This window comes from Streptomyces yunnanensis, from assembly GCF_029011865.1.
Classification (GTDB): domain Bacteria; phylum Actinomycetota; class Actinomycetes; order Streptomycetales; family Streptomycetaceae; genus Streptomyces; species Streptomyces yunnanensis.
In genome coordinates this window covers 9,937,544-9,960,124 of sequence record NZ_CP095749.1, presented here as the reverse complement: position 1 = coordinate 9,960,124, position 22,581 = coordinate 9,937,544, and the positions used below count along the sequence as shown (strand labels likewise).

Here is a 22,581-nt window from a genome sequence, read left to right as displayed (position 1 = left end):
CCTTGTTCAGCATTACCGTCCGCGATCACATGATGGTCGCGCACAGCTTCCGCGGCGAGATCTTCGGACCCGCGCAGCGGCTGCACGGCGCGACCTTTGTGGTGGACGTGACCTTCCGCCGCGCCGAACTGGACGTCGACAACGTCGTCGTCGACATCGGGCGGGCCGGCGTCGAGTTGGGCTCTGTGCTCGGCGAGCTCAACTACCGCAATCTCGACGACGCCCCCGCCTTCGCCGAGGTCAACACCACCACGGAGTTCCTGGCCAAGGCCGTCGCCGACCGGATCGCCGACCGGGTACGGGCCGGTGCCCTGGGGAAGGGCGCGCTCGGCCTGGACTCGATAGCCGTGACGCTGCACGAGTCGCATATCGCCTGGGCGTCCTACGAGCGGCCGCTGTGAGCTGGGACGTGGGCCACGCGGCGGCATCCGCCCCCACCGTGCACATGGTCCTGCCCGCCGGCGTGGACGACCCGGCTGCTCCCAGTGGCGGCAACGTCTACGACCGCCGCGTCTGCCAGGAGCTGCCCTCGGCGGGCTGGTCGGTGCACGAGGTGCCGGTCCGGGGCCGCTGGCCGCGGGCCGGCACGGCGGCGGGCGCCGAACTGGCGGAGGCGCTGGCGAAGTTGCCCGACGGTGCCGTCGTGCTGATGGACGGCCTGGTGGCCTGTGGCGTGCCCGAGATCGTCGTGCCACAGGTCCGGCGGCTGCGCCTGGCGGTGCTGGTGCACCTCCCGCTGGCCGACGAAACAGGGCTGGCGCCCGGCGTGGCCGCGGAGCTGGAGCGGCGGGAGGGAGAGACACTGCGCGCCGCGAGCGCGGTCGTCGCGACCAGCCCGTGGGCCGCAAGACAGTTGACGGACCGTCACTGGCTTGATCCGAACCGGGTGTACTACGCCGCGCCGGGCATCGACCCCGCCCCACCCGCCCGCGGCAGCCACGGCACTCCGCAGCTGTTGTGCGTAGCCGCCCTGATCCCCCGCAAGGGGCAGGATCTGCTGGTCGATGCGCTGGCGGCGGTCGCCGGACTTCCGTGGCGCTGCGAGCTGGTGGGAGCGGGGGACCGGGACCCGGTGTACACGGGGCGGTTGCGTGAACGCATCGGGGAGTTGGGGCTGACCGGTCGGGTGCGGCTGGGGGGAGTGCGCACCGGCGAGCGGCTCGCGGGCAGCTACGCCGCCGCGGACCTGTTGGTGCTGCCGTCTCGTGCTGAGACGTACGGGATGGTGGTGACCGAGGCGCTGGCCCGCGCGGTACCCGTACTGGCCTCGGCGGTGGACGCAGTGCCCGACACACTGGGGCGGGCCTGCGACGGGAGTGTGCCGGGCCTGCTGGTGCCGCCACAGGATGCGCGCGCGCTCGCCACGGCGCTGCGCCGTTGGCTCACCGATCCGGTGTTGCGTCGTCAGCTGGCGGCCTCGGCACTACGGCGACGAACCGCGCTGGATGGCTGGCAGGGAACGTCCCGCCGGCTGGCCGAGGTGCTCAGCCGCCTCGGCCGCGAGCCCCGGAGGGCCTGATGACCACTGCCGATTCGAACCTGGCCGGCACCCCCGGCTCCCCCCGTTTCGCCTCCCAGTGGCTGACGCTGCGCGAACCGGCCGACGCCGCGGCCCGCGCCCCTGAGCTGCTCGGCCCGCTGCGCGCGTATCTGGACCGCGTGCGCCGGCCAGGCGAGGTGCCTGCCTTCCGCGATCTGGGCTGTGGCACCGGGTCGATGGGGCGTTGGCTGGCCGCACGGCTCGGCGGCCCGCAGCGCTGGATCATGTGTGATCGCGACCCGGCTCTGCTGGCCCGCGTCGGTGCGCGGATGCCACGCCGCAGTGCGGACGGCGGCCGTGTCGAAGTGACCACCGAACAGCGGGACATCACCCGGCTGAGCTCGGGTGACCTGGCGGGTACGGCGCTGGTGTGCGGGTCGGCTCTGCTGGACCTGCTCACCGAGGACGAGGTGCACCGACTCGCCTCGGCCTGTGCCGAGGCTGCCTGCCCGGTGCTGCTGGCGCTGTCCGTCGTGGGCGAGGTCGTACTGGAGCCCGCCGACCCGTTGGACGCCGAATTCACCGCCGCCTTCAACGCCCACCAGCGCCGCAACGACGGTGGGCGACGGCTGCTCGGACCGGACGCCGTCGACGTGGCGGCGGCTGCCTTCGAGCGGCACGGTGCGCGGGTGCACACCCGTGTGAGCCCGTGGCGGCTGGGGGCGGACCAGGCAGGTCTGGCCGAACAGTGGCTGCTCGGCTGGGTCGCGGCGGCCTGCGCGCAGCGCCCGGCCCTGGCCCGGTGCAGCGAGCGCTATGTCAGCCGACGGCTTGTCCAGTGCCGGTCCGGTGCGCTGCGGGTCACCGTCGGGCACCGTGATCTGCTCGCGCTCCCGTGCTCCTTGGGGAGCGTGACCTTGTGACCCGCACGCTGTGGGGGCGGTTGCGGATACCGGCCGTCCTCGGTCTCCTCGTGGCCGTGGCGTACGAAGTGGGCAGCACGCAGTTCCTGAAGGTGCTGGCCCACATCGACGTCCTGGTCGTCGTGGCCACGTTCGCGGTCAGTGTGCCGACCACTGTGTGCGCTGCCTGGCGGTGGTGTCTGGTGGCCCGGCGGCTGGGGCTCGAACTGTCGCTGGGGACGGCGGTGGCGGACTACTACCGGTCGCTGTTCCTCAACGCCGTACTGCCCGGAGGCGTGCTCGGCGATGTGTACCGCGGGATGCGACACGGCAAGGAATCCGGGGCGCTGGGCCATGGTGTGCGGGCCGTGGTCCTGGAACGCTGCGCGGGCCAGATGGTGCTGGTGACCGCCGGGCTGCTGGCGCTGGTGGCTGGACCGTCTCTGCCGGCGGTTGTCGGCGCGGCAGGGGTCCCGCTGTCGGTGACCGCGGCCGTGCTGGGTGTGTCGGCCGGAGCTCTCGCGCTGGTGCTGTGGCGGGGGTGGGGTGCGGCGCGGTGGCGACGGGCGCTGGCCGTGGTGCTGGCGGAGGTGCGTGTGGGGTTGTTCGGCCGCGACGTCCTGCCGGGCGTGCTGGTGCTGTCCGTGCTGACGCTGACTGGTCATCTGGGGCTGTTCGTCATGGCCGCGCGGGTGGCGGGGGTCACGGCGTCCGTAGCGACGCTGGTGCCGCTGCTGCTGTTCGCTCTGATGGCGATGGCGCTGCCGGTGGGTCTGGGCGGATGGGGACCGCGGGAGGGCGCGTGCGCGCTGGTGTTCGGCGCTGCCGGGCTGGGGGCCCGGCAGGGCCTGGCCGCCTCCGTGGTGTACGGGGTGCTCGCGCTCGTCTCAAGCCTGCCTGGCGCCGGGGTGCTGGCCGTCCGTTCCCTGGCCGGGCGTCGCACGGGTTCTCAGATCCAGTTCGAAGAGGGTGTCCTCACCGAGCGCGAAGGTGCGGACCGAGGGGCGTAGCGCCCCGTCCATACGGTCGGGGCCGGAGAAGCGCAGACCGGGCACGCCGTCCCCGAGCAGGACGGGGGCGATCGTGACGTAGAGCCGGTCCAGGGCGCGGGCGTGTAGGAAGCGGGAGACGGTCACGCCGCCGCCCTCGACCAGGATCCGGCTCAGCCCGCGTGCGGCGAGCGCGGCCAGCACCTTGTGTGGTGCGAACCCTCCTTCGCCGCAGGGCACCCGCAGGACGTCCGGGCTCGCACTGCTCGCCTTCTGGTCGTCCTCCGGGCCATCCCGGCCGATCACACGCAGTGTCCGGCCACGGCCATCGGTGAACAGTTGTGCGCCCGGTGCCCGGTGCAGTGCGCGGCCCCGTGGATCGAGGACGACCCGTACGGGGTTGCGGCCAGGGCAGGCGCGCACGGTCAGCTGCGGGTCATCGGACACGACTGTACCGGTGCCCACGATGACAGCGTCGGCCAGGGCGCGCAGTCGGTGCAGGTGCAGGCGGTCCTGCTGCCCCGTGACGTAGTCGGAATGGCCGGTGCGGGTGGCGATGAATCCGTCCACGCTCTGCCCGAGCTGGGCGAACACCAGGCCCGGGCCGGCCAGGCACAGCGGGGCGTACACCTCGGCGAGGTGGTGCGCTTCGGGTGTGGCGGGCTGCCGCCACCGTCGGCTGCCGTCCGGCCGCCGACACAACCCCGCGGCCTCGGCCTGCGACTCGGTGCGGACGGACAGCAGCCTCTCCCATGCCTCTTCGGCTTCCAGCAGTGGCCGGTTCATCGGACACCGAGCGCGCTCAGATGGTCGGCGAAGGACTCGGTCAGCCCGGCGAGCAGCCGCTGTCCCTTCTCCGCCGAGGCCAGCGAGGGGCGGCCGATGACGCCGGAGGCGGTGTAGGCATCCATGCCCAGGGTGAGCAGGTGCCTGCGGTCTTCGTGGACGTGATCCATCGATTCATGGCCGATACGGACCAGTTGGGGGCCGACATGCAAGAGGATGGAGGTCTCCAGTTCCCCGGCGTGCATGTCACTGTGCGCGTCGGTGTGTATCCCGGCGTCCTCGGCCGCTGTTCGCCAGTCGTCCGCGGTGGGGAACAGTGCCATCCGCTCTCCGCGCGCCGTGCTCTCCTGGACGGTGTTGCGCAGGACGTGATTGCCGCCGTGGGCGTTGACCACGACGAGGGCGGTGGTGCCGCCGCGGCGCAGTGAGGCGGCGATGTCGGATACCACCGCGTGCAGCGTGGTCGCCGAAATGCTCACCGTGCCGGGCCAGCGCTCGTGTTCGTGCGAGCACGAGATGGTCAGGGGCGGCAGTTGCTGGACGGGGTAGGCGGCGGCGAGACGGTCGGCGATGGCACACGCGATGAGGGTGTCGGTGACCAACGGCAGGTGGGGGCCGTGCTGTTCGTAACTGCCGACGGGCAGCAGGGCCACGGCCGCAGCGCGTTCGTCCACCTCGGATGTGGTGTCCGAGGGCAGCGGGTAGGGGAAGTTGATCATGATGACAGAGGGTACCGATGTGCCGTGACGGCGCTCTCGCGACGGGAACGCCGTCTTCCCGGCGCCGTTGGCGTCGTGCTCACTCCGCGATGGCTGTCCGGGCCGTCCACTCCAGGGCCGGAAGCTCCTCGCCTTCCACGGTGTGGAAGGCCCCCTGATGCACGAAGTGCTCATAGCCGTTCCGGAAGCGCTTCTTGAACGTCTCGGTGAGCGAGGGGGCGTACTGCACTCGTTGGTCGTCAGGGAAATAGGAAGGGCCGCCAACCAGTACAACCTTGATTTCCGCCATGACAGTTCCCTTCGTGTGCCGGCTCGTTTCTCTGACTCGACCGATTCGTGGAACGCGGTGCCGCCGGCTGCTTCACCGACATGCGTTCAACTGCCCGAAGTGGATGGTTGAACAGTTCGGCCCGGACCTGGCCAACTGTTGCGACAGGCTACCGGGCCTGGCGCGGTACAGCGGCTGCCATTTCCTGGTTGCGTCTTTCTCGAACAGCCGTGCATGCTCGTCATGGGCGAGCAGAACCGCCGGCGCACCAAGCATCCGCATATCGCGCCCACACCGGTCGACGCCCCTTTCCCCAGCGCATTTGAGACCTCGCGCACGAGTGGTTCACGCCACCGCCCAGCGTCCCGTGCGACAGCCGAGGAATTAGCCGAGGAAGAGGTAATGCACGCAGACCATGTGACTCAGGATCCGGCCCGACTCCTCGCTGTCGTCGGTATGGCGGGGCGTTTCCCGGGAGCTGACGACATCGGCGCCTTCTGGCAGCGGCTGCTGGACGAGCACGATGCCATTGGGCCGGTGCCCACCGAACGCTGGGACAGTGGGGCCCAGTTGGACCCCCACAAGCGCATCCAGTCCGTGGGCGGGTTCCTCTCCGGCATCGACCGGTTCGACGCCACCTTCTTCGGGATCTCCCCCCGCGAGGCCGAGGCGCTGGACCCTCAGCAGCGGCTGATGCTGGAGACGACCTGGCAGGCGCTGGAGGACGCCGGAACACCGGCCGGCTCGCTGGCGGGTTCGCGGACCGGTGTCTATGTCGGAGCGCAGTGGCACGACTACGAGATCCTGCGCAGGGACCGCGGGGCCGGGGCCACCCAGCACAGCGCGGTCGGCGCCGCCCTCGACGTCATCGCCGCCCGGGTCTCCTACTTCCTTGGACTTACCGGCCCTAGCATGGCCGTCGAAACCGCCTGCTCGTCCTCCCTGGTGGCGCTGCACCTGGCCGGACAGGCCCTGCGGCAGGGGGAGATCGACGCGGCCGTCGTGGGCGGGGTCAACGTGATGCTGACCCCCGACGTCATGATCGGCCTGACACACTTCGGCGGACTGTCCCCCGACGGCCGCTGCCAGACCTTCTCCGCCTCCGCGAACGGATTCGTCCGCGGCGAGGGCGTGGTGGCTCTGTATGTGAAGACCCTCGCCCGCGCTGTGGAGGACGGCGACCGCATCCACGGCGTCATCGCGGGGACGGCGGTCAACAACGACGGCGGCGGGGAGAGTTTGGTCACCCCGAACCCGGCCGGCCAGGAAGACCTGCTGCGCAGTGTGTACGGCCGGCTGGGCATCCCCGTCGACGAGGTCGCTTACCTGGAGGCCCACGGCACCGGCACCAAGCGCGGCGACCCCATCGAGGCTGGGGTCATCGGCCACGTCCTGGGGCAGCCGCGCAGTCGCGCCATGGGGCCGCTGCCCATCGGGTCGGTCAAGACCAACATCGGGCACCTGGAAGCCTGTGCGGGTATGGCGGGCCTGGTCAAGGCGATGCTCGTGCTCAAGCACCGCACGGTGCCGCCAAGTCTGCACTCCGAGGTCCTCAACCCCGACATCCCCTTCGACGAGCTGAATCTGCACGTGGTGCGCGAGCGGCTCCCGCTGCCCGCCGACGGGCGGCTCTTCGCGGGGGTCAGCTCCTTTGGATGGGGCGGCACCAACGCGCATGTCTGCGTGATGAGTCCACCGCCCACCGAGCGAGGCGAACCGTGCTCCGGGACGGCGGGAGAACGCCTGGTGCTGCCGCTGTCCGCGCACTCGCAGGCGGCGCTGGAGCAGCGGGCGCTGGGGGTGGCCGAGGCCCTCGCCGCCCAGGGTGCCGCGTTGCTGCCCGCCCTGGCGGGCACCCTGGCCTGGCAGCGCGACCACTTCCCCTTCCGGGCGGCCTTCACCGGCACCGGCCCCGAAGAGATTCACGACCGGCTCACCCGCTACGCCGCCGGGCCCGATGAGGAGCTTCCCGGTGTGGTCAGCGGCCGAGCCGCCGAGGAAGCGGGCCGTGTCGCCTTCGTCTTTCCCGGGCAGGGATCGCAGTGGGCGGGGATGGGCCGCCAACTGCTCGCCACCGACCCGGTCTTCGCCGCGGTGATCCAGCGCTGTGCCAAGGCGCTTGAGCCGCACTTCCCCTGGGATCTCGTCAAGATCGTGGCGGGCGAGGCCGGTGAGGAGTGGCTCTCGCGCATCGACATGCTTCAGCCGACCCTGTGGGCCGTCTCCGTGAGCCTGGCCGAGGTGTGGCGGGCGGCAGGCGTCGAGCCGGACGTGGTCATCGGGCACAGCCAGGGCGAGGTCACCGCCGCCACGGTGGCCGGCGCGCTGTCCTACGAGGACGCCGCGCTGGTGATGGCCCGGCGCAGCGCGATAGCCCGCCGTACGTCCGGCAAGGGCCTGATGCTCGCCGTGGATCTGGACGTCGAAGGCGCCCGGGCGGCCATCAAGGGTTTTGAGCACGGGGTGTCGCTGGCGGTGAACAACGGCCCCAGCTCCTGCGTGCTGTCCGGCGACAGCGAGCTGATTCAGGTCCTGAAGGAAATCCTGGAGGCGGAGGGCACGTTCTGCCGCCTGGTCAACGTGGACTACGCCTCGCACAGCCCGCAGATGGACGAACTGGAGGAGGACCTGCTGGCCGCACTGGGCCCGGTGACCCCTCGCCAGGGCACGATCGAGTTGCTGTCGACGGTGCGGCTGACGGCGCTGGGCGGTTGTGAGCTCGACGCCCGCTACTGGGTGGACAACCTGCGTCGCCCGGTGGCGTTCGCCGACGCACTGGACAAGGTCTTCGACGACGGCGTCACCCATGTCGTCGAGATCAGCCCGCACCCCGTACTCACCCCAGCCATCGAGCAGTTGGCGGCACAGCGCACCTCTCCCCCGCGGGTACTGTCCACCCTTCGGCGCGACAGCGGATCGCCGCAGCATCTGTGCGAGTCCTTCGCCCGTGCCTATGTGGCGGGACTTGCACCGTTCAACTCCCTGCCGCGCAAGGCATGGGCCCCGGCGCCCGGCTACCCCTGGCAGCGCACTGCCCACTGGATCCGGCCCGGTCGCCGCGGGGCCCGGCAGCCCGGCCTGGACATCGTGCTGGCTCCGTCCGTAACCGAACAGGATCGCTGGACAGGAACCTTGGAGGTGGCGCTGGAGGACCAGCCCTGGCTGCGCGACCACCAGGTGCACGACGCCGTCGTCCTGCCTGGCGCCGCGATGCTGGCGTTCGCCGTACGCACGGCACTGGCCCGCACCGGAGACCTCCCCGGCGCGCTCGCCGACATCGCGTTCCGCAGCGACCTCACCCTGAGCGAGGACGCGGCCAGGGTCAGCGTCCAGTGGCGCGACGAGCCCGCCCAAGGCGGGTCCTTCACACTCGCCTCCCTGCCGCCGGGAGCCACGGCCTGGACCGAACACGCCGTCGCCCGTGCCCTGCCGCCCACACTCACCCCTGAGGTGGCGGTGCCGCGATTCCCCGAACACCTGCTGGTGGCCTCCCCGATGGAGGCCGAGGAGTTCTACGCCTCCTGCGCCGCCAAGGGCCTGAACTACGGACCGGCCTTCCGCGGGGTGAACGGCGTGCGCCGGGGCGAGGGCGAGACGCTGGCCGAGGTGCACCTGAGCGAACAGTGCCTGGCCGGCGCCCGGGCCCGCGATCTGCACCCGGCCCTGTGGGACGGTGCGATGCAGGTGTCGCTGCCGCTCGCCGAGGAGGCGGACGCCGTGGTGCCGACCAGTGTGCGCCGGGTTCACCTGCTCCAGGATCTCGCCGAGCCGGTCGTGGAGGTGTGGTCGTACGCGGTATGCCGCGGCCACCTGCTGTTCGACGTGTACTTCTACGACGCCGGCCGCCGGCCCCTGCTCGTGATGGAGGGGCTGCGCCTGACGCCGCTGGCCGTCACCGCCCAGGTGGCGGGCGCCGAAACGGACCGTATCCATCGCCTGGTCTTCACCTCCCGGCCGCGTGCCGTCGCGGAGCCGCGGGGCACCGTGCACGGTACGTGGGCGGTGTGCGCGCCCAGCAGCGGTATCGATGCGGCCGGCGCGCTGGCCGGCGCGCTGGGTGCGCTCGGCGCCCACACGGCCACGGCCGTGGTCAGCGGGGACGACGCGGTGAACGAGGCGGTGTGGGCCGAACGTCTCTGTGCCGCCGGTGAGGTGACGGGCGTCGCCTTCCTCGCGCCGCGGGCTGACGACGGCCTGGAGGCACAGCGCGAGGGACTGCTCGGTTTGGCCGCACTGGTGCGTGCCTGTCTGACGCTGCCCACGCCGCCGCGCGTGGCCGTGGTCACCACCGGCGCGCAGGCGGCGCTCGCCGCCGACCTGCCCGATGCGGGCTCCGCCCTGTACTGGGGCTTCGGCCGGGTACTGCGCCGCGAGCACGCGGAGCTGCGGCCGCTGCTGCTCGACCTGGGCTCGGGCGAGGCGGGGTGGGCGGCGGACTGCGCTGCCGAACTGCTTGCCGAGGACGAGGAGGACCAGGTCGCGCTACGTGGTACCGACCGCTTCGCCGGACGGCTGCTGCGTGGCCCGGACGGCTCCGCCGATCCGCGATCGGAGCCCGCCTGGCACACCCCGCCGCAGCCGTTCCGGCTGGCCGCCGCCCGCCTGGGCGCTGCGGAACCGCTGGAGTGTCGGCCGCTGGGGCGGCGGGCGCCGGCTCCCGGCGAAATCGAGATCGCTGTGCGCGCCGCGGCGGTGAGTACCACCGATGTCCCGCGTTTCACCGAAAGCTTCGATGAGCTCTACGGACTGGATGCGACGGGTGTGGTAACCCGTGTCGGCGAAGGCGTGACCCGCTTCGCCGAGGGCGACCGCGTGGTCGGGTGCGCGCCCGGTGCGCTCGCCTCGTACCAGATCCTCCGCGCCGACCACGCACTCCCGCTGCCCGGCCACATGGACGAGGCCACTGCCGTGGCGCTGCCCTCTGCGCTGACGGCCGCCTGGTACGCACTGCACGAGGTGGCCGGGCTGGGCGCGGGACGGACCGTACTGATCCACGAGGCGGCGAGCGGGCCGGGCCTGGCGGCGGTCCAGGTGGCACAGGTGCTGGGTGCCGAGGTCATCGCCACGGCCTCGGGCACGGAGCAGCGGGACCATCTCACCCGGCTGGGTATCGAGCGCGTCTTCGACTCCCGTGACCTGTCGTGGGCCCATGGTGTGCGCGAGGCGACCGTAGGCCGGGGGGTGGACGCCGTCCTGGGCTCCCTCGTCGGCGCGGCCCTGGAGCACGGCCTGGACGTGCTGGCCGAGGACGGGCACTTCCTCGACGTCGGCATGCGGGACGGGCGGGAGAAGCACTCGGTGAGCCTGGCTGCGTTCCGCAAGGGCATCAGCTTCGTCTCCGTGGACCTGGCCGGACTCATCGTGCGCAGGCCCGAGCGGTTCTCCCGGCTGCTGGCCGAGGTCTGGGCACTGGTGGCGGAAGGACGGCTGACTCCGCCGCCGGTGACGACGTACTCCTTCGGCGACGCGCAGAAGGCATGGCGCGCGCTGTCGGAAGGCGGCCGCATCGGTACGGCCGTGCTCGTCGATCCGGACTCCGCGGGCGCGGTGGCGCCGGAGCCGATGCCGGGCGGCCGCTTCCGTGCCGACGGCACGTATCTGATCAGCGGTGGTCTGGGGGCGCTCGGCCTGTCCCTGGCCGAGTTCCTGGCCGGGCGGGGAGCCGGTGCGCTGGCGCTGGTCGGCCGCTCCGCGCCGGACCCCGAGGCCGCCGCGCGCATCGAGGTGCTGCGGACTGGCGGGGTGCGCGTGGACACCTTCCAGGCAGATATCGCCGACGAGGAGGCGCTCAAACGGGTGCGTGCCCAACTGCCGCCGCTGCGCGGAGTGGTGCACGCCGCCGGTCTGCTGGATGACGCCACGATCCAGAAGCTGCGGCCCGAGCAGCTGCGACGGGTATTGGCACCCAAGGCCGCCGGCGCCCGTAACCTCGACACCGTCACGGCGGGCGACCCGCTGGACTTCTTCGTGCTGTTCTCCTCGGCCGCCGCCCTGTTCGGCAACGCGGGCCAGGCGGCGTATGCGGCAGGCAACGCCTTCATGGACGCACTGGCCGTATCCCGCCGCCGACGTGGACTGCCCGGATTGAGCGTGCAGTGGGGGCCGTTCTCCGACGCCGGGCTCGCCGCGCAGGACGCCAACCGCGGCGCGCGGCTGGCGGAACGCGGCATGGGCGGCATTACCACGCACGAGGCGTGGCAGGCGCTGGAGCGCTTCCTTGCCGGCGAGGAGCAGGTCGTCTCCTATGTACCGCTCAATGTGCGCCAGTGGTTCGAGGCATATCCGGACACTGCCGCCCTGCGGAGCTGGAGCACGCTGCGGGAGGCGGCCAAGGACGTACCGGGCGCGGACGGTTCCGGCCGTGCCTTCCTGGCCGAACTGCGCGCGACCGCGCCCGAGCGCCGGGCCGAGCTGCTGGAGACCACGGTGCGGGAGCTGGCGGGCCGGGTGTTGCGCCTGGAGACCGGGGCCATCGACCGGGACACCCCCTTCAAGGCGCTGGGCCTGGACTCGCTGATGGGCCTTGAGTTGCGCAACCGGCTCGAAGCAGCGTTCGACCTCAAGCTTTCGCCCACGCTGCTGTGGACCTACGGCAGTACACGCGCTCTCTCCGGCGTCCTGGCGGAGCAGTTGTCCGCCGCCCCGGCCTCCGATGACGACAAGGACTGATGGATATGGACGTCACGCCCGACGCCGCCACCCCCACCCCGCTGAGCAGGGCGCTGGACACGGTCAAGAAGCTGCGGGCCCAGCTGGAGGAGGCCGGTGGCAGCCAGCCGCTGGCCATCATCGGCGCGGGGCTGCGGTTCCCCGGTGGCATCGATGACCTCGACTCGTACTGGCAGGCGCTGGCCGAGGGCCGTGACATGGTGCGGCCGCTGCCCGAGCAGCGCAAAGGGCCCTTCGCCGCGGAGTGGGACCGGCTTGTGCCCCGTGGCGGATTCCTCGACGAGGTCATGGACTTCGACGCCGCGTTCTTCGGCATGGGTGCCGAGGAGGCCACGGCCCTGGACCCGCAGCACCGGCTGCTGCTGGAGGTCGCCTGGGAGGCGCTGGAGAACGCCGCGCTGCCCGCCGACCGACTCGACGGCGCCCGTACCGGTCTGTTCGTCGGCATCATGAACCACGACTGGTGGCAGTGGCTGGACGGCGACCCCGACCGCCACTGGACGACGGGCAACGGGCACTATTTCGCGGCTGGCCGGCTCGCTTACGAGCTGGGGCTGGGCGGGCCCGCCATCGCGGTGGACACCGCCTGCTCCTCGTCACTGGTCTCCGTCCACCTCGCCCGGCAGGCGCTCGCCCGCAAGGAGTGCGACGTGGCTCTGGCCGGCGGCGTCAACCTCGCGCTGTCCCCCCACATGACCAAGCAGCTTGACGCGCTGGGTTCGCTGGCACCGGACGCCAAGTGCAAGGCGTTCGACGCCCGGGCCAACGGCTTCGCCCGCGGTGAGGGCTGCGGAGTGGTCGTCCTCAAGCGCCTGTCGGACGCTCGGCGTGACGGGGACCGCGTCCTGGGCGTGCTCAAGGGCTCGGCGGTCAACCAGTACGGCCGCTCGACCGGGTTCACCGCGCCCAACGTGCTCTCGTCGATCAATCTGATGGAGGCGGCGCTGGCGGACGCGGGGCTGGCCCCGGCCGACATCGGTCTGGTGGAGGCGCACGGCACCGGCACGTCGATGGGCGACACCATCGAGATGGAGGCCATCGTCTCCGCGCTGGGCCGCAAGAACGGCGGCGCCCCACTGCCCGTGGGCACCGTCAAGGCGAACATGGGCCACCTGGAGTCGGCGGCCGGCATCGCCGCGCTACTCAAGGCAGTTGCGTGCTTGCGGCACGGCGCTGTGCCGCCACTGGCGCACTTCTCCACCCTCAACCCGCTCATCGACCTCGACGGCACCGGCGTGACCGTGCCGACCGAGCTCACCCCCTGGCCGCGGGATGCGCGCGGCCGCCATGTCGCGGTCAGCGCCTTCAGCATGGGCGGCACCAACGCCCATCTCATCCTCGGCCCGGCCGAGGACACCGGGCCGGCGGCACAGGCCGGTACCACGCCGGTGGAGGGGTTCGAGCTGTCGGCCAAGACACCGGAAGCCGTACGTGATCTGGCGGCGCGGCTGCACCACCGCCTGGCCGAACTGCCCGCGGACAGCTATCCGGCGTTCGCGTACTCCGTCACCTCCGGGCGCGCCCGGCACAAGTGGCGCGCCCAGGTGAGTGCCCCGGACCGCGAGCTGGCACTCAACGCGCTCAAGGCGCTTGCAGCCGGCGAGACCACGGACGCGGTGCTGGTGCAGGAGCATGATCCCGCAGGGGGCCTCGACGGTGCCGCGCCCGTGGAGCTTCCCCGCGTCGTGATCGATCTTCCGGCCTACCCGTGGGAGCGCCGACGCTACGCCCCCCAGCCCGCGGACCGTACGGCCGCTGAGGTGAACACCACCCCGGCGACCGGTGTGCCCGGTGTGCAGCCGAACCGGCCCGAGGCGGGCAGGGAAGGCGATGTCGCCGAGCGCCTGCACGAGGTGCACTGGCAGGAGGCTGACGACACCGGCACGAGGCGTGCGGCGGGCTCCGGGTGGTGGCTGCTGTTCGCCGACCGCACCGGAGTGGGTGACGCGCTGGCCGGTGAACTGGCCGCCCGTTCCAGTCGTTGTGTCACAGTACGAGCCGGGCAGTGCTACCGGCGGCTGGACGCCGCCCGCTTCGAGATCGACCCGCTGCGGTGCGAGGACCTCGCCGCTCTCTTCGAGGAGCTGCGCAGCCAGGAGACGGAGCCCTGTGCGGGCGTGGTGCACGCCTGGGGCCTGGACGACGTCCCGCTCAGCTCTGACGCGCCCCGCCGGCTCCCGCCAGGTCAGCACCCGTTGCCGGGTGCCTCCTCGGCACTTGACCTCATCCGGGCGCTAGCCCGGGAGGGGATGGACGGCGCGCCCCGGCTGGCGCTGCTGACCCGTGGTGCGCAACGGGTGGTGGGACAGGACTCGCCCTCCCCGGGCGCCCCGACCCCCTTGTGGGCGCTCGCCGGGGCGGCTGCGGCCGAGCATGCTGCCCCGCTCCCCGCGCTCATCGATCTGGACCCGCTGCCCGCCGATGACGAGGCCGCCCGTCTCCTCGACGCGCTGCTGCGCACCTGCGACCGCGGCGAGGAGCACGTGGTGCTGCGTGGTGGAGGTCGTCGCACGCCGGCCCTCGTCCCGCACCGCGCTTCCGGTTTGGCTGAAATGGCAGTCCGGCGCCGTCCGTTCGACGCCGGGCGGGATGGGAATCACCGCGTCCTGGCGCTGCGGCCCGGAATCCTGGACAGCCTGGAGTCGACGGTGTGGCGGCGCACTCCTCCCGGCCCCGGGCAAGTCGAGATCGAGGTCACCGCGGCCGGGCTGAACTTCAGCGATGTGCTCAAGGCCATGGGTGCCTACCCCGGTGCCCACGGGTCGGTTCCGCTCGGTATCGAGTGCGCAGGCCGCGTCACCGCGGTGGGCGAAGGGGTTGAGGGCCGCCACGTCGGGGACCCGGTCATGGCGGTGGTGACCTCGGGTCTGGCGGCGTACGCCACGACCGAGGCACACCTGGTGACGTCACGGCCGGTGGGCCTGACCGACCAGCAGGCGGCCGCCACCCCTGTGGCCTTCCTCACCGCGGTGTACGGGCTGGAGTACCTCGCCCGGCTGCGCGAGGCTGAGAAGGTGCTGATCCACTCCGCCACCGGCGGAGTGGGCCTGGCCGCACTGATGGTTGCACGGCGGCGCGGTGCGGAGGTCTTCGCGACGGCCGGCACCGAGGAGAAGCGGCGGATGCTGCACGAACTGGGCGTCAGCCCCGATCATGTGTTGGACTCGCGGTCCCTGGACTTCGCCGCCGGGATCCGCCGCCTGACCGGCGGCTACGGCGTCGATGTGGTGCTCAACTCCGTCACCGGCCAGGCGCTGGTGCACAGCCTGGGACTGCTGGCTCCGGGCGGGCGGTTCGTCGAGATCGGCAAGCGGGACATCTACGACGACAGCCCCATCGGGCTGGGGTTCTTCAAAGACAACCGCTCACTGTTCGCCGTCGACCTGGAAAAGACACTGTGGGAACAGCCACGGATCGTCGACGAGCTGTTCGAGGTGGTGCAACACGGCTTCGCAAGCGGGCAGTTCGAGGCACTTCCGGTCACGTCCTTTCCCTACGCCGAGGCGGGGGCGGCCTTCGCCCGCATGGCACAGGCTCGGCACGTCGGAAAGCTGGTGCTCACGGCGCGCGGCGACGAGACGGTCACGCTGGTGCCCGGCAACACTCCCGTCAGTGCCGCCGGCACCTACCTCATCGCCGGCGAGCCTGGCGCTTCGGGCCTTTCCGCCGCCCGCCGGCTGGCCGACGAAGGCGCCCGGCACCTGGCACTCGTGGGTCACAGCGTGGCGGACGGCGACGACGCCGCGTGGGAGGAGCTGCGCTCCCGACGCGTCCAGGTCGAAGTGCTGGCCGCCGATGCGGGCACGCCCCAGGATGTGGCCGCCGTACTGGACCAAGTGGCGGATTTCATGCCGCCGCTGGCGGGGGTCGTGCACGTCGCCGGCTCCCCGGAGGGCCGGTCCGGGCTGCTGACCTCGGCAGCCTGGCAGCTGCAACAGGCTGCTGCTGAAATGCGGTTGGACTTCTTCGTGTGGTGCCGCACGGCCACCGCACGGTGCGGTGGCGCCGCCCCACGAGCACCGCCGGCGCGGACGGGGACGAGATCCGCCGCCGGCTGCTGGAGGTCGAGCCAGGCCGTCGGCGCCGGCATCTGCTCGTCACGCATGTCACACAGCTGGCTGCCGAGGTGCTGGAGGCGCAGGGTGCGCCCATCGATGCGGCGGCGCCGCTGGCCGGCCTGGGATTCGACTCCATGCGGACGCTGGAGCTGCGTGCGCGGTTGCAGACGTCGCTGCGTATCAAGCTCCCGGCCACGGTCGGCTGGCGGTATCCGACCATCGAGGCGCTGGTGCCGTTCCTCGCCGAACGCATGGAGATCGCGCTGGAAGCCGGCCCGGCGACCGGGTCTGTGACCGCGCCCGGGGCCGGCGTGAGGCCCGCAGCGCCACGGTCCCATCCCCCCACCGAACCCCTCGTCCGGAACGAGGAGAGCGATCTGGAGGCGCTGTCCGACAGCGAGATCGCGGCACTCCTCCTTGCCAAGGCAGAGCAGCTCGACGAAGGACTTCAAGGATGACCAGGCGACAGGACCAGCAGTGAGCGGTGTGCATCGTGAAGTTGCAGGTTGCGGGTCTGGTGTGAGGGTCGAGTGGGTTACTCGTGCTGGTCGCGGGCGGGTGTCCACGCTGAAGATCGTCTGACATGTCGGCCGGAGCCGTTGTCGGGTTCTGCTGCGCCGTGGACCTTGCCGCTCTTACGATCCGTGGCCGGGCCGGTACGGCGGGATGTCCGGGGAGGGTGTGGGTATGCAAGAGCTGGAGCGGATCGCGGCTCGCCGAAGTGAACTGGACGCGCTTGCAGAGGAGTTGGCCAAGACGTTGCAGGAGGTCCAGGCCGAGGGGGAGGAGCTGGTGCGGGCGAAGATGACCAAGCTCGCCGACCGCGGCTGGCTGCACGAGCGGGGCGACGGGCGGTTCACCGCGCGGCCGTGACCGTGCGGAAATGCGGCGTAACCGGAGTCCTCTCAGCGGAAGTTGAGTTTGCTGTGAAGAGCACCGTCGAGGACCCTGACGGCCTTGTCTATACCGCCGCCTGCCGCTGTCGAGCGTCACCCTCAACTACGTGGCCAATCCGATCCGCGGCCAGGGGAAGATCGCCGGACTCGTGCTGGCCGTACTGCGCTGTGATCAGCGGCCCGGCGATCTGGCCGGCGGCAACGGCATACACCGCACCACCGTGACCCGGTGGGTTCGGGAAGTCGTCAGCCTGCTGGCCGCCCGCGCCCCACGCCTGGACCGCGCCCTGAAGAAGATCGCCCGAAAGGGCGGCGGAGCCGTACTGCTGGACGGCTCGGTCATCCGTACTCGGCGCAGACCCGGCAAGGAGAACCGGAAGAACTACTCCAGCAAGAACAAGTGCCATGGCCTGTTCGTGATCGCGCTCACCGACGACCGGGGTCGTCTGCTGTTGGTCTCGGCGACCCGGTCCGGACGCACCTCGGAGATCACCGTCTGCCGCTACGACCAGCTCACGGCCAAACTGCGGACGGCTGGCCTCCAGGCCATGGCCGACCTGGAATTCGTCGGCCTCGACGACGGCGACCCTGATGCCGACCCGGCGTTGATCACCGGCTACAAGGCCGCCCGGAACCGGACCCTGAGGCACGGTCAGAAGCTTCCGACAAGGCATTGGCGGCCATGAGGGCGCCCCGGTCGAGCGTGGGTTCACCCGGGGCGTGTCAACTTACGGTTGACTAGCGTGAGTTGAGGCGTACTGGGGCCAGGATGGCGTGGCGGGTGCCGTCGTCAGGCGGTCGCCGGGGTGCGGCCGGCAGCCTGCGTCCAGGGGGTGGAGCGCCGCTCATTGCTCGTCGGCAGGCGGGGGCGGTGAGCAGGTGGCGGCGGAGCCGGAAGCGGGGTGAGATATCGGAGAAGGCGGACAGGGATTGAGGAGCGGAGCTTGTCTGCGACCGCCACGCGCGGCACGTACTGAAGATCCCTGAGGAGGCGGCGGAAGAACCACTGGGCGGCCCTGGCGTCTCGCTTGGCGGTCACGAGAACGCCGAGGACGTTCCCGTCCTGGCCGGCCACGCGCCCCAGGCAGTGGAGCTTGCCGCTGATCCGGACGAAGGCCTCGTCCAGGTGCCACGTGTCCCCGGGCCGCGGATGCCGGCGGCGCAGCCGACTCGCGTCATCTCATGGGCCGGCTCAACGTGACAATGCCGCTCGCCCAGTTCCGCCGGATGCTCTCCGACACCCTCGGCCCGCACCTCCGCCTCTTCCCCAAAAGCGACTGGGCCGAATATTTCACCGCCCAAGTGAAAGCGATCGAATCCAAACTGGAGATAGCCGCAGGCCCCAGGCCCCGGCTAACCCACCATCCGGGAAACGATCACGCAGCCGACGGGGGAACGATCTCTCAATGCCTCAGACACTGCAGGCCATGCACACTCGTAAACACCCTCTTGAAATTGGCCGATTTCATGCCCCCTAGGGGATCCCTCCCCAGCGGTTCAGGGAATACCTAAGGGTTCTCCCTGATCCCTCAACGGTCAACGCGCGAGAGGGTAAGCAACATGCCGGATAACGCACCTACCAAGGAGGATTCGTGACCACAGCCACAGCACCGCAGTCAGTCCCGCCCCAAGCACGCCAGGCGGTCGCAACCATGTACACCGGCATGGCGCTCACGGCGATCACGACCATTCTCGTCCCCGTGTTCATCGCGTTAGCCACCGACGATTACACGGACTACATCAGCGTGGCGTATCCTAAACTCGGCGCCGAGAAGGTGAGCAATTACCAACAGACCATGGTGATTTACCTCGTCGTCAACGGCGCTGTTGGCATCCTGGCGTGGCTGTGGACACTGCGGTCGGCGAAGAAGGGGAAGCGGTCGGTGCCCGTTGTCGCGAGCGTCGTCTTCGCCCTCGGGCTCGTCCTTGCGCTGTTCAATCTCCTCATCAAGGACAGCACCGGGTATGCGGCCCTGTCCCCCCTGCTGGGCATTGCCGGTCTACTCCCCTGCGCGGCAGGGCTGGCAGCGGTTGTCATGTTGTGGCGAGCCCGCCCCTCTGGCCAGGTGTGACCCGGCCGGCTGACGCCGGCCCCAAGACAGCCATCCCATCCATGTGTGTCCCCCGTCACGCACGGATGGGATGGCTTCCCCATGCGTCGTGCGGGCCTGGCAACCGCCGGGCCCCCACGACGTCGAACGAGGGGATCATCCGGTCGAACTTGGTGTGCCGGTACATCTCTTTGTCGCGACAGTCGAGGTGGCAGGAAGTCCCCGGATGAACGACGATGAGCATCTGGCAGTTCCTCGGCAGGCACTCACATGAGAGTTCGTCCGATGTAGAACGGCAGGTCAGCGGACTCCTCACGCTGCTCTGCTCGTACCTACCGACGCAACCGCTCCTGCCCGAGCCAAGGAGATCCCCGCGCGAGGAGCCAGCAACGAGAGCAGAAGTCGACCCACTGCCCGGCGACGGCGACCGGGCTCAGGGCCTTCACAAGCAGTCAGGATGACACGGGCGGCGAGCGACGCCGGCAAAGCGGGCCAGGGCCTGTGCCTGGGCACGATCGCTTGGGGGTGCCGCGCCCCTTCTCTGCAACGGGTCAGGCTGGCGCAGGCCCCGGATGGCTCTAGGGGCTGTCGTCAAACTCCCGTCGTTCGCCCGGAGGGCGGGCCTCGCGGCGTCTGGTGCGTGCGATCTCAAGGCGGAGGGTCATCCCGGTACCGGGCGTACCGGGATGAGCCCGACAACGCAGAGAGCGTGCGTGCCAGGCGTCGCGAGGCAGGCGGGAGTTTGACGACAGGCCCTAGGGGCCTGCGCTATAGCAACTCAAGGTCTTCGCCTGGACGTTGTCCCTGATGTCGATCAGGACCACGTGACACCCTAAGGATCAAGCAGATATCGCAATCGGCCCCGGACGAGACCTTCCCCGCATCGCCCAGGGCGTTCCTCACACTTGCTCAAGCAATCCGTCGCAATGCCAGTTCCGATGCGAACGCCTCCCAGGCTCGGGCACATTGAGCGGCCGCGGCAGACACCATCTCCGTGCGGTGCGCCGGAATGGCCTGGGCGATTCCGTTCCAGCACCGAGCACCCGCCAATTGCATGTCGAGCATCCGCAGCAGCAAACGCCCCATCTCCGTATGCCTCAGTGAGGGGTCCCTGCACAGATTCCGGAAGAGCACGTCCAGATTCGCCTGGGTCAACTCCTCAAGGGCCCCTCCTGGGGTGGGCATGGATGGGCCGTCCGCCAGCTGCGACCGCGACTGTTCAGAGGGGTGCACCTGGCCCCGTCCTTCCAGCCGATCCTGCGCCACGCCCGTCAGTCGTGCCCGCTTCCCGGGCTTCGACGATCGGCGCGTGGCAGGCACCGGGTCCTCCCCTCTTTGCAGCCGCTCGCGCACGTCCCGCACGGTCCCCGGTGAGATCCCGGCCTTCTTCGCTATCTCCCGCAGTGGCGCGTCGGGCGATTCGGTGATCAGCTTCCCCGCCGCCCTGCGTCCTTCCTCAGTGCTCAGCGGGCGGACCTTGCCGTCCCGTCCGATACGAGCGGTGGGCGCGACACTCCCCACCCCCTCGCGGCGCCGTAACGCACCGACGGTGGTGGCCGACAGGCCGGTCGTCGAAGCGATGGCGCGGTCCGACCACTGGGGGTGGGTGAGGACGATGCGCGCGGCGGCAGCCGTCCGCTCGGTCAGCGTCAGCGGCAGTCCGTGCCCGACGTTCGACTCCACGGCCAGCACGAAGGCATCAGCCTCGGAACCCTCGAAGAAGCGGACCGCGATCTCCGAACAGCCCCGTATCAGCGCCACCCTCAGTCGGTGCATTCCGTCGATAACCCGCATCGTCGAACGGTGCACGACAATCGGCGGAAACTCCTTTTCCGAGGCCGCGAGGGCGCGGGCGTGTTCCATGTTCTCGCCCGACAGTCGTGGCGAGTCGGCGGGTAACAGCAGCGTGATCGGCACAGTGGCCACCGCAGAAGACCCCGGATGCCTCGACGGACCTGTGGCCGCCCTACACGCCGTGCGGGCACCCTCAAATTGCAGTGACTCAACGTTCATTGCGCTCATTGCCAGATACCCCCGTACACGATGGAGTTGAATTTTCTCTGGCCGGATCTTTCTTGGCCGGGTTCACTCATTCCCATGAATCTCTGCTCCCCCTCGCGACATTCAGATGCCAGATTCACTCATTCCAGAAGGATCTGGTCAGCGACGGCGCACCGGAATCTCTGCCCGAATGCGGCGGCTCACGCTTTGCGGCCGCGCCCGAAACGACAGCCTGCTCCGCCCCGGCCGAAAACCGGCCAGTGCTTTCTCCGCCATCTGATGAACATCCGGAAGGCAACAACGTCATGGGCGGAATTCCGTACCCTCCGCGCTCCCGACCGAAGGCCTAGTGCTGCACCGAGATCCTGGCCATGGCGCATAAGCGGCCCCCGCAGTCCCCCGTGCCTCACTGTCCCTCCTCCGTCCGGTGTGTCAGACACACGAACAGCGGCCATCACGGCCTCAAGCGCCCCAGTGCGCCTCCCACGGTAGCAAAGAGATCGTTCTGTTTTCTATTGGTCCGGCGTCTTGCGGCACACGGTCAGGCGGGCTCCGCACGCCGCGTGGCACCCGCCAGACACCTGTAGGCGTAGGCCGCCGAAACCAAGGTCATGTGGTGGTGCCACCCGGGGTAGGAACGCCCTTCGAAGTCCCGCAGTCCGAAGTCCTCGCTCAACCTCCGTACCGCGGCACGGGTCGCGGACAGATGACGAAGCAGCGACAGGCACTCACCCGGCCCGGCTCCCGTGAGACTGGTGAACCACAGACGGTTCGTCGCGCGCTCGCTCTTCCCCTGCTGCCACCACAGCCGGTAGACGCTACGGGCACGGGCGACTCCATGCCTCCCCGATGGCAGCCGCACCAAGGTCGATCCGAGTGCCGAACGCGGCGCCGGCGGCTGGCTCGATGCCACGGCGGGGAATGGATACCGCCTACCGTGACGGCGCAGGCACTGCTCGGCGCCGAGCGGACCGGAGTCGGGCCCGGACAGTGGCACCACGGGCTGCCCCGGAGACACTTGAATGAGGAAGTCCATGCCTCGCCGGGTGAGGGCGGCGGCAAGCTGCGTGACATCAGCGGGGTCGCACGCCCCCGCCACCACGGGCGTCCGGTCCGCCGGACGCGCAGCAGCGAGCCGGTCGATCAATTCGAGTGCGTAGGCCCACAGCGGCTGCTCGACGACCCCGTGCGGCAAACGAGAGCGGCGGCGGCGTTCGGCGTCGCCGGACCAGACCCGATCGATCGCGATCTGCCAGTCGACGGGGAGGCTCCACGCATGGGAGGCCAGAAAGAGCCCCACTCCCATCTGGCAGTTGCGGACCCGCCCTGCGTCGGCGTCGAAACGGCGGTGCACACCCACCGAATGACTGCCGCGTTTGGGTATGACCGCCGCCCCGATCGTCCACGCCTGTACGGGCAGGGCCTCGGCGGCCATACAGGCCAGGGCCTCGCGAGGGGCGCTCCAGTCCCACGGACTGGAATTGACGAAACGTCGCAGGGAGTGGGTGGCGGTGTGCGGGTCCGGCACTGTCACCGCCAAATGCTGCGGCACCTTGCGCCCCGGCATCACCAGCAGTCCTCGCAGGTAGGCAGCCGCCCATCGGCGCTGATCCACGCGCGGCAGGCTCTTGAACACCTCTTCCGCAAACCCGCCAATCGAGACTTCCGGGGCCAACTCCGGGCGCTCCTGCACTCCTTGCACCGGCATCCGACCTCCTCGGCGCCTTCCGGGACCACAAAGAGTACAGAACGTTCTCTTTAT

Annotated in this window: 15 protein-coding genes and 2 pseudogenes; 10 read left to right on the top strand and 7 right to left on the bottom strand. The window is 70.5% G+C overall.

Annotated features, from left to right (window positions below; translation table 11 throughout):
• Positions 1–2: 2 nt before the first annotated feature.
• The 4 genes and pseudogenes from MOV08_RS43600 to MOV08_RS43585 form a co-directional block, all read left to right on the top strand.
• Complete coding sequence (locus tag MOV08_RS43600) at positions 3–401, top strand: 6-pyruvoyl trahydropterin synthase family protein (protein ID WP_039639791.1); 399 nt, start codon at positions 3–5, stop codon at positions 399–401.
• Positions 398–1,519 carry a glycosyltransferase family 4 protein gene (locus MOV08_RS43595; RefSeq protein WP_275311649.1) on the top strand — a complete coding sequence of 374 codons (1,122 nt, stop codon included), beginning with the start codon at positions 398–400 and terminating at the stop codon, positions 1,517–1,519. The genes MOV08_RS43600 and MOV08_RS43595 overlap by 4 nt, the downstream gene beginning before the upstream one ends.
• A complete protein-coding gene (locus tag MOV08_RS43590) occupies positions 1,519–2,403 on the top strand; it encodes a class I SAM-dependent methyltransferase (RefSeq protein ID WP_275305690.1) in 885 nt (294 codons plus the stop codon). The genes MOV08_RS43595 and MOV08_RS43590 overlap by 1 nt, the downstream gene beginning before the upstream one ends.
• Positions 2,376–3,221: pseudogene (locus tag MOV08_RS43585) on the top strand (lysylphosphatidylglycerol synthase transmembrane domain-containing protein); the annotation flags it as partial. The gene MOV08_RS43590 and the pseudogene MOV08_RS43585, both read left to right, overlap by 28 nt.
• A 48-nt stretch (positions 3,222–3,269) precedes the next feature.
• Here the strand turns inward: MOV08_RS43585 and MOV08_RS43580 are convergent.
• The 3 genes from MOV08_RS43580 to MOV08_RS43570 form a co-directional block, all read right to left on the bottom strand.
• Positions 3,270–4,157, bottom strand: a complete 888-nt coding sequence (locus MOV08_RS43580; RefSeq protein ID WP_275305692.1) for a RibD family protein — start codon at positions 4,155–4,157, stop codon at positions 3,270–3,272.
• A complete protein-coding gene (locus tag MOV08_RS43575) occupies positions 4,154–4,876 on the bottom strand; it encodes a creatininase family protein (protein ID WP_275305693.1) in 723 nt (240 codons plus the stop codon). The genes MOV08_RS43580 and MOV08_RS43575 overlap by 4 nt, the downstream gene beginning before the upstream one ends.
• A 79-nt stretch (positions 4,877–4,955) precedes the next feature.
• Positions 4,956–5,165: a DUF5988 family protein gene (locus MOV08_RS43570; RefSeq protein WP_039628527.1), complete on the bottom strand. Its 210-nt coding sequence runs from the start codon at positions 5,163–5,165 to the stop codon at positions 4,956–4,958.
• A gap of 381 nt (positions 5,166–5,546) precedes the next feature.
• Here MOV08_RS43570 and MOV08_RS43565 point away from each other — a divergent pair, with 381 nt between their 5' ends.
• The 5 genes and pseudogenes from MOV08_RS43565 (at position 5,547) to MOV08_RS43550 (ending at position 17,453) form a co-directional block, all read left to right on the top strand.
• The gene (locus MOV08_RS43565) at positions 5,547–11,813 is read left to right on the top strand and encodes a type I polyketide synthase (RefSeq protein ID WP_275311648.1); all 6,267 of its coding nucleotides are present in this window, start codon (positions 5,547–5,549) and stop codon (positions 11,811–11,813) included.
• Positions 11,813–15,688: pseudogene (locus MOV08_RS43560) on the top strand (beta-ketoacyl synthase N-terminal-like domain-containing protein); the annotation flags it as partial. The gene MOV08_RS43565 and the pseudogene MOV08_RS43560, both read left to right, overlap by 1 nt.
• 95 nt (positions 15,689–15,783) lie before the next feature.
• Positions 15,784–16,329 (top strand): acyl carrier protein, encoded by a 546-nt coding sequence (locus MOV08_RS44365; protein WP_420834270.1) that lies wholly within the window; start codon positions 15,784–15,786, stop codon positions 16,327–16,329.
• 229 nt (positions 16,330–16,558) lie between these two features.
• Positions 16,559–16,744, top strand: a complete 186-nt coding sequence (locus tag MOV08_RS43555) for a hypothetical protein (protein WP_078876150.1) — start codon at positions 16,559–16,561, stop codon at positions 16,742–16,744.
• A 130-nt stretch (positions 16,745–16,874) separates the two neighbouring features.
• Entirely contained in the window at positions 16,875–17,453 is a 579-nt protein-coding gene (locus tag MOV08_RS43550) for a transposase family protein (protein WP_275305698.1), read from the top strand.
• Positions 17,454–17,557: 104 nt separating this feature from the next.
• Here MOV08_RS43550 and MOV08_RS43545 read toward each other — a convergent pair whose 3' ends face one another.
• Positions 17,558–17,893: a DDE-type integrase/transposase/recombinase gene (locus MOV08_RS43545; RefSeq protein WP_420834331.1), complete on the bottom strand. Its 336-nt coding sequence runs from the start codon at positions 17,891–17,893 to the stop codon at positions 17,558–17,560.
• A 466-nt stretch (positions 17,894–18,359) separates the two neighbouring features.
• On the opposite strand from MOV08_RS43545, the gene MOV08_RS43540 reads away from it, so the two are divergent.
• Positions 18,360–18,839, top strand: coding sequence for a hypothetical protein (locus MOV08_RS43540; protein ID WP_159030711.1), 480 nt, complete (start codon positions 18,360–18,362; stop codon positions 18,837–18,839).
• Between the two features lie 55 nt (positions 18,840–18,894).
• Here the strand turns inward: MOV08_RS43540 and MOV08_RS43535 are convergent, their stop codons facing one another.
• The 3 genes from MOV08_RS43535 to MOV08_RS43525 form a co-directional block, all read right to left on the bottom strand.
• Positions 18,895–19,062 carry a hypothetical protein gene (locus MOV08_RS43535; RefSeq protein ID WP_275311646.1) on the bottom strand — a complete coding sequence of 56 codons (168 nt, stop codon included), beginning with the start codon at positions 19,060–19,062 and terminating at the stop codon, positions 18,895–18,897.
• 665 nt (positions 19,063–19,727) lie between these two features.
• Positions 19,728–20,735 (bottom strand): ParB/RepB/Spo0J family partition protein, encoded by a 1,008-nt coding sequence (locus MOV08_RS43530; RefSeq protein WP_275311645.1) that lies wholly within the window; start codon positions 20,733–20,735, stop codon positions 19,728–19,730.
• Positions 20,736–21,360: 625 nt separating this feature from the next.
• Positions 21,361–22,527 (bottom strand): IS701 family transposase, encoded by a 1,167-nt coding sequence (locus MOV08_RS43525; RefSeq protein ID WP_275311644.1) that lies wholly within the window; start codon positions 22,525–22,527, stop codon positions 21,361–21,363.
• Positions 22,528–22,581: the final 54 nt, after the last annotated feature.

Bases quoted from the DNA above. Each gene is read 5' to 3' on its own strand.
- MOV08_RS43565 (WP_275311648.1), top strand. From the start codon at position 5,547: ATGCACGCAGACCATGTGACTCAGGATCCGGCCCGACTCCTCGCTGTC.
- MOV08_RS43570 (WP_039628527.1), bottom strand. From the start codon at position 5,165: ATGGCGGAAATCAAGGTTGTACTGGTTGGCGGCCCTTCCTATTTCCCT.
- MOV08_RS43555 (WP_078876150.1), top strand. From the start codon at position 16,559: ATGCAAGAGCTGGAGCGGATCGCGGCTCGCCGAAGTGAACTGGACGCG.
- MOV08_RS43590 (WP_275305690.1), top strand. From the start codon at position 1,519: ATGACCACTGCCGATTCGAACCTGGCCGGCACCCCCGGCTCCCCCCGT.
- MOV08_RS43535 (WP_275311646.1), bottom strand. From the start codon at position 19,062: ATGCTCATCGTCGTTCATCCGGGGACTTCCTGCCACCTCGACTGTCGC.
- MOV08_RS43525 (WP_275311644.1), bottom strand. From the start codon at position 22,527: ATGCCGGTGCAAGGAGTGCAGGAGCGCCCGGAGTTGGCCCCGGAAGTC.
- MOV08_RS43580 (WP_275305692.1), bottom strand. From the start codon at position 4,157: ATGAACCGGCCACTGCTGGAAGCCGAAGAGGCATGGGAGAGGCTGCTG.
- MOV08_RS43575 (WP_275305693.1), bottom strand. From the start codon at position 4,876: ATGATCAACTTCCCCTACCCGCTGCCCTCGGACACCACATCCGAGGTG.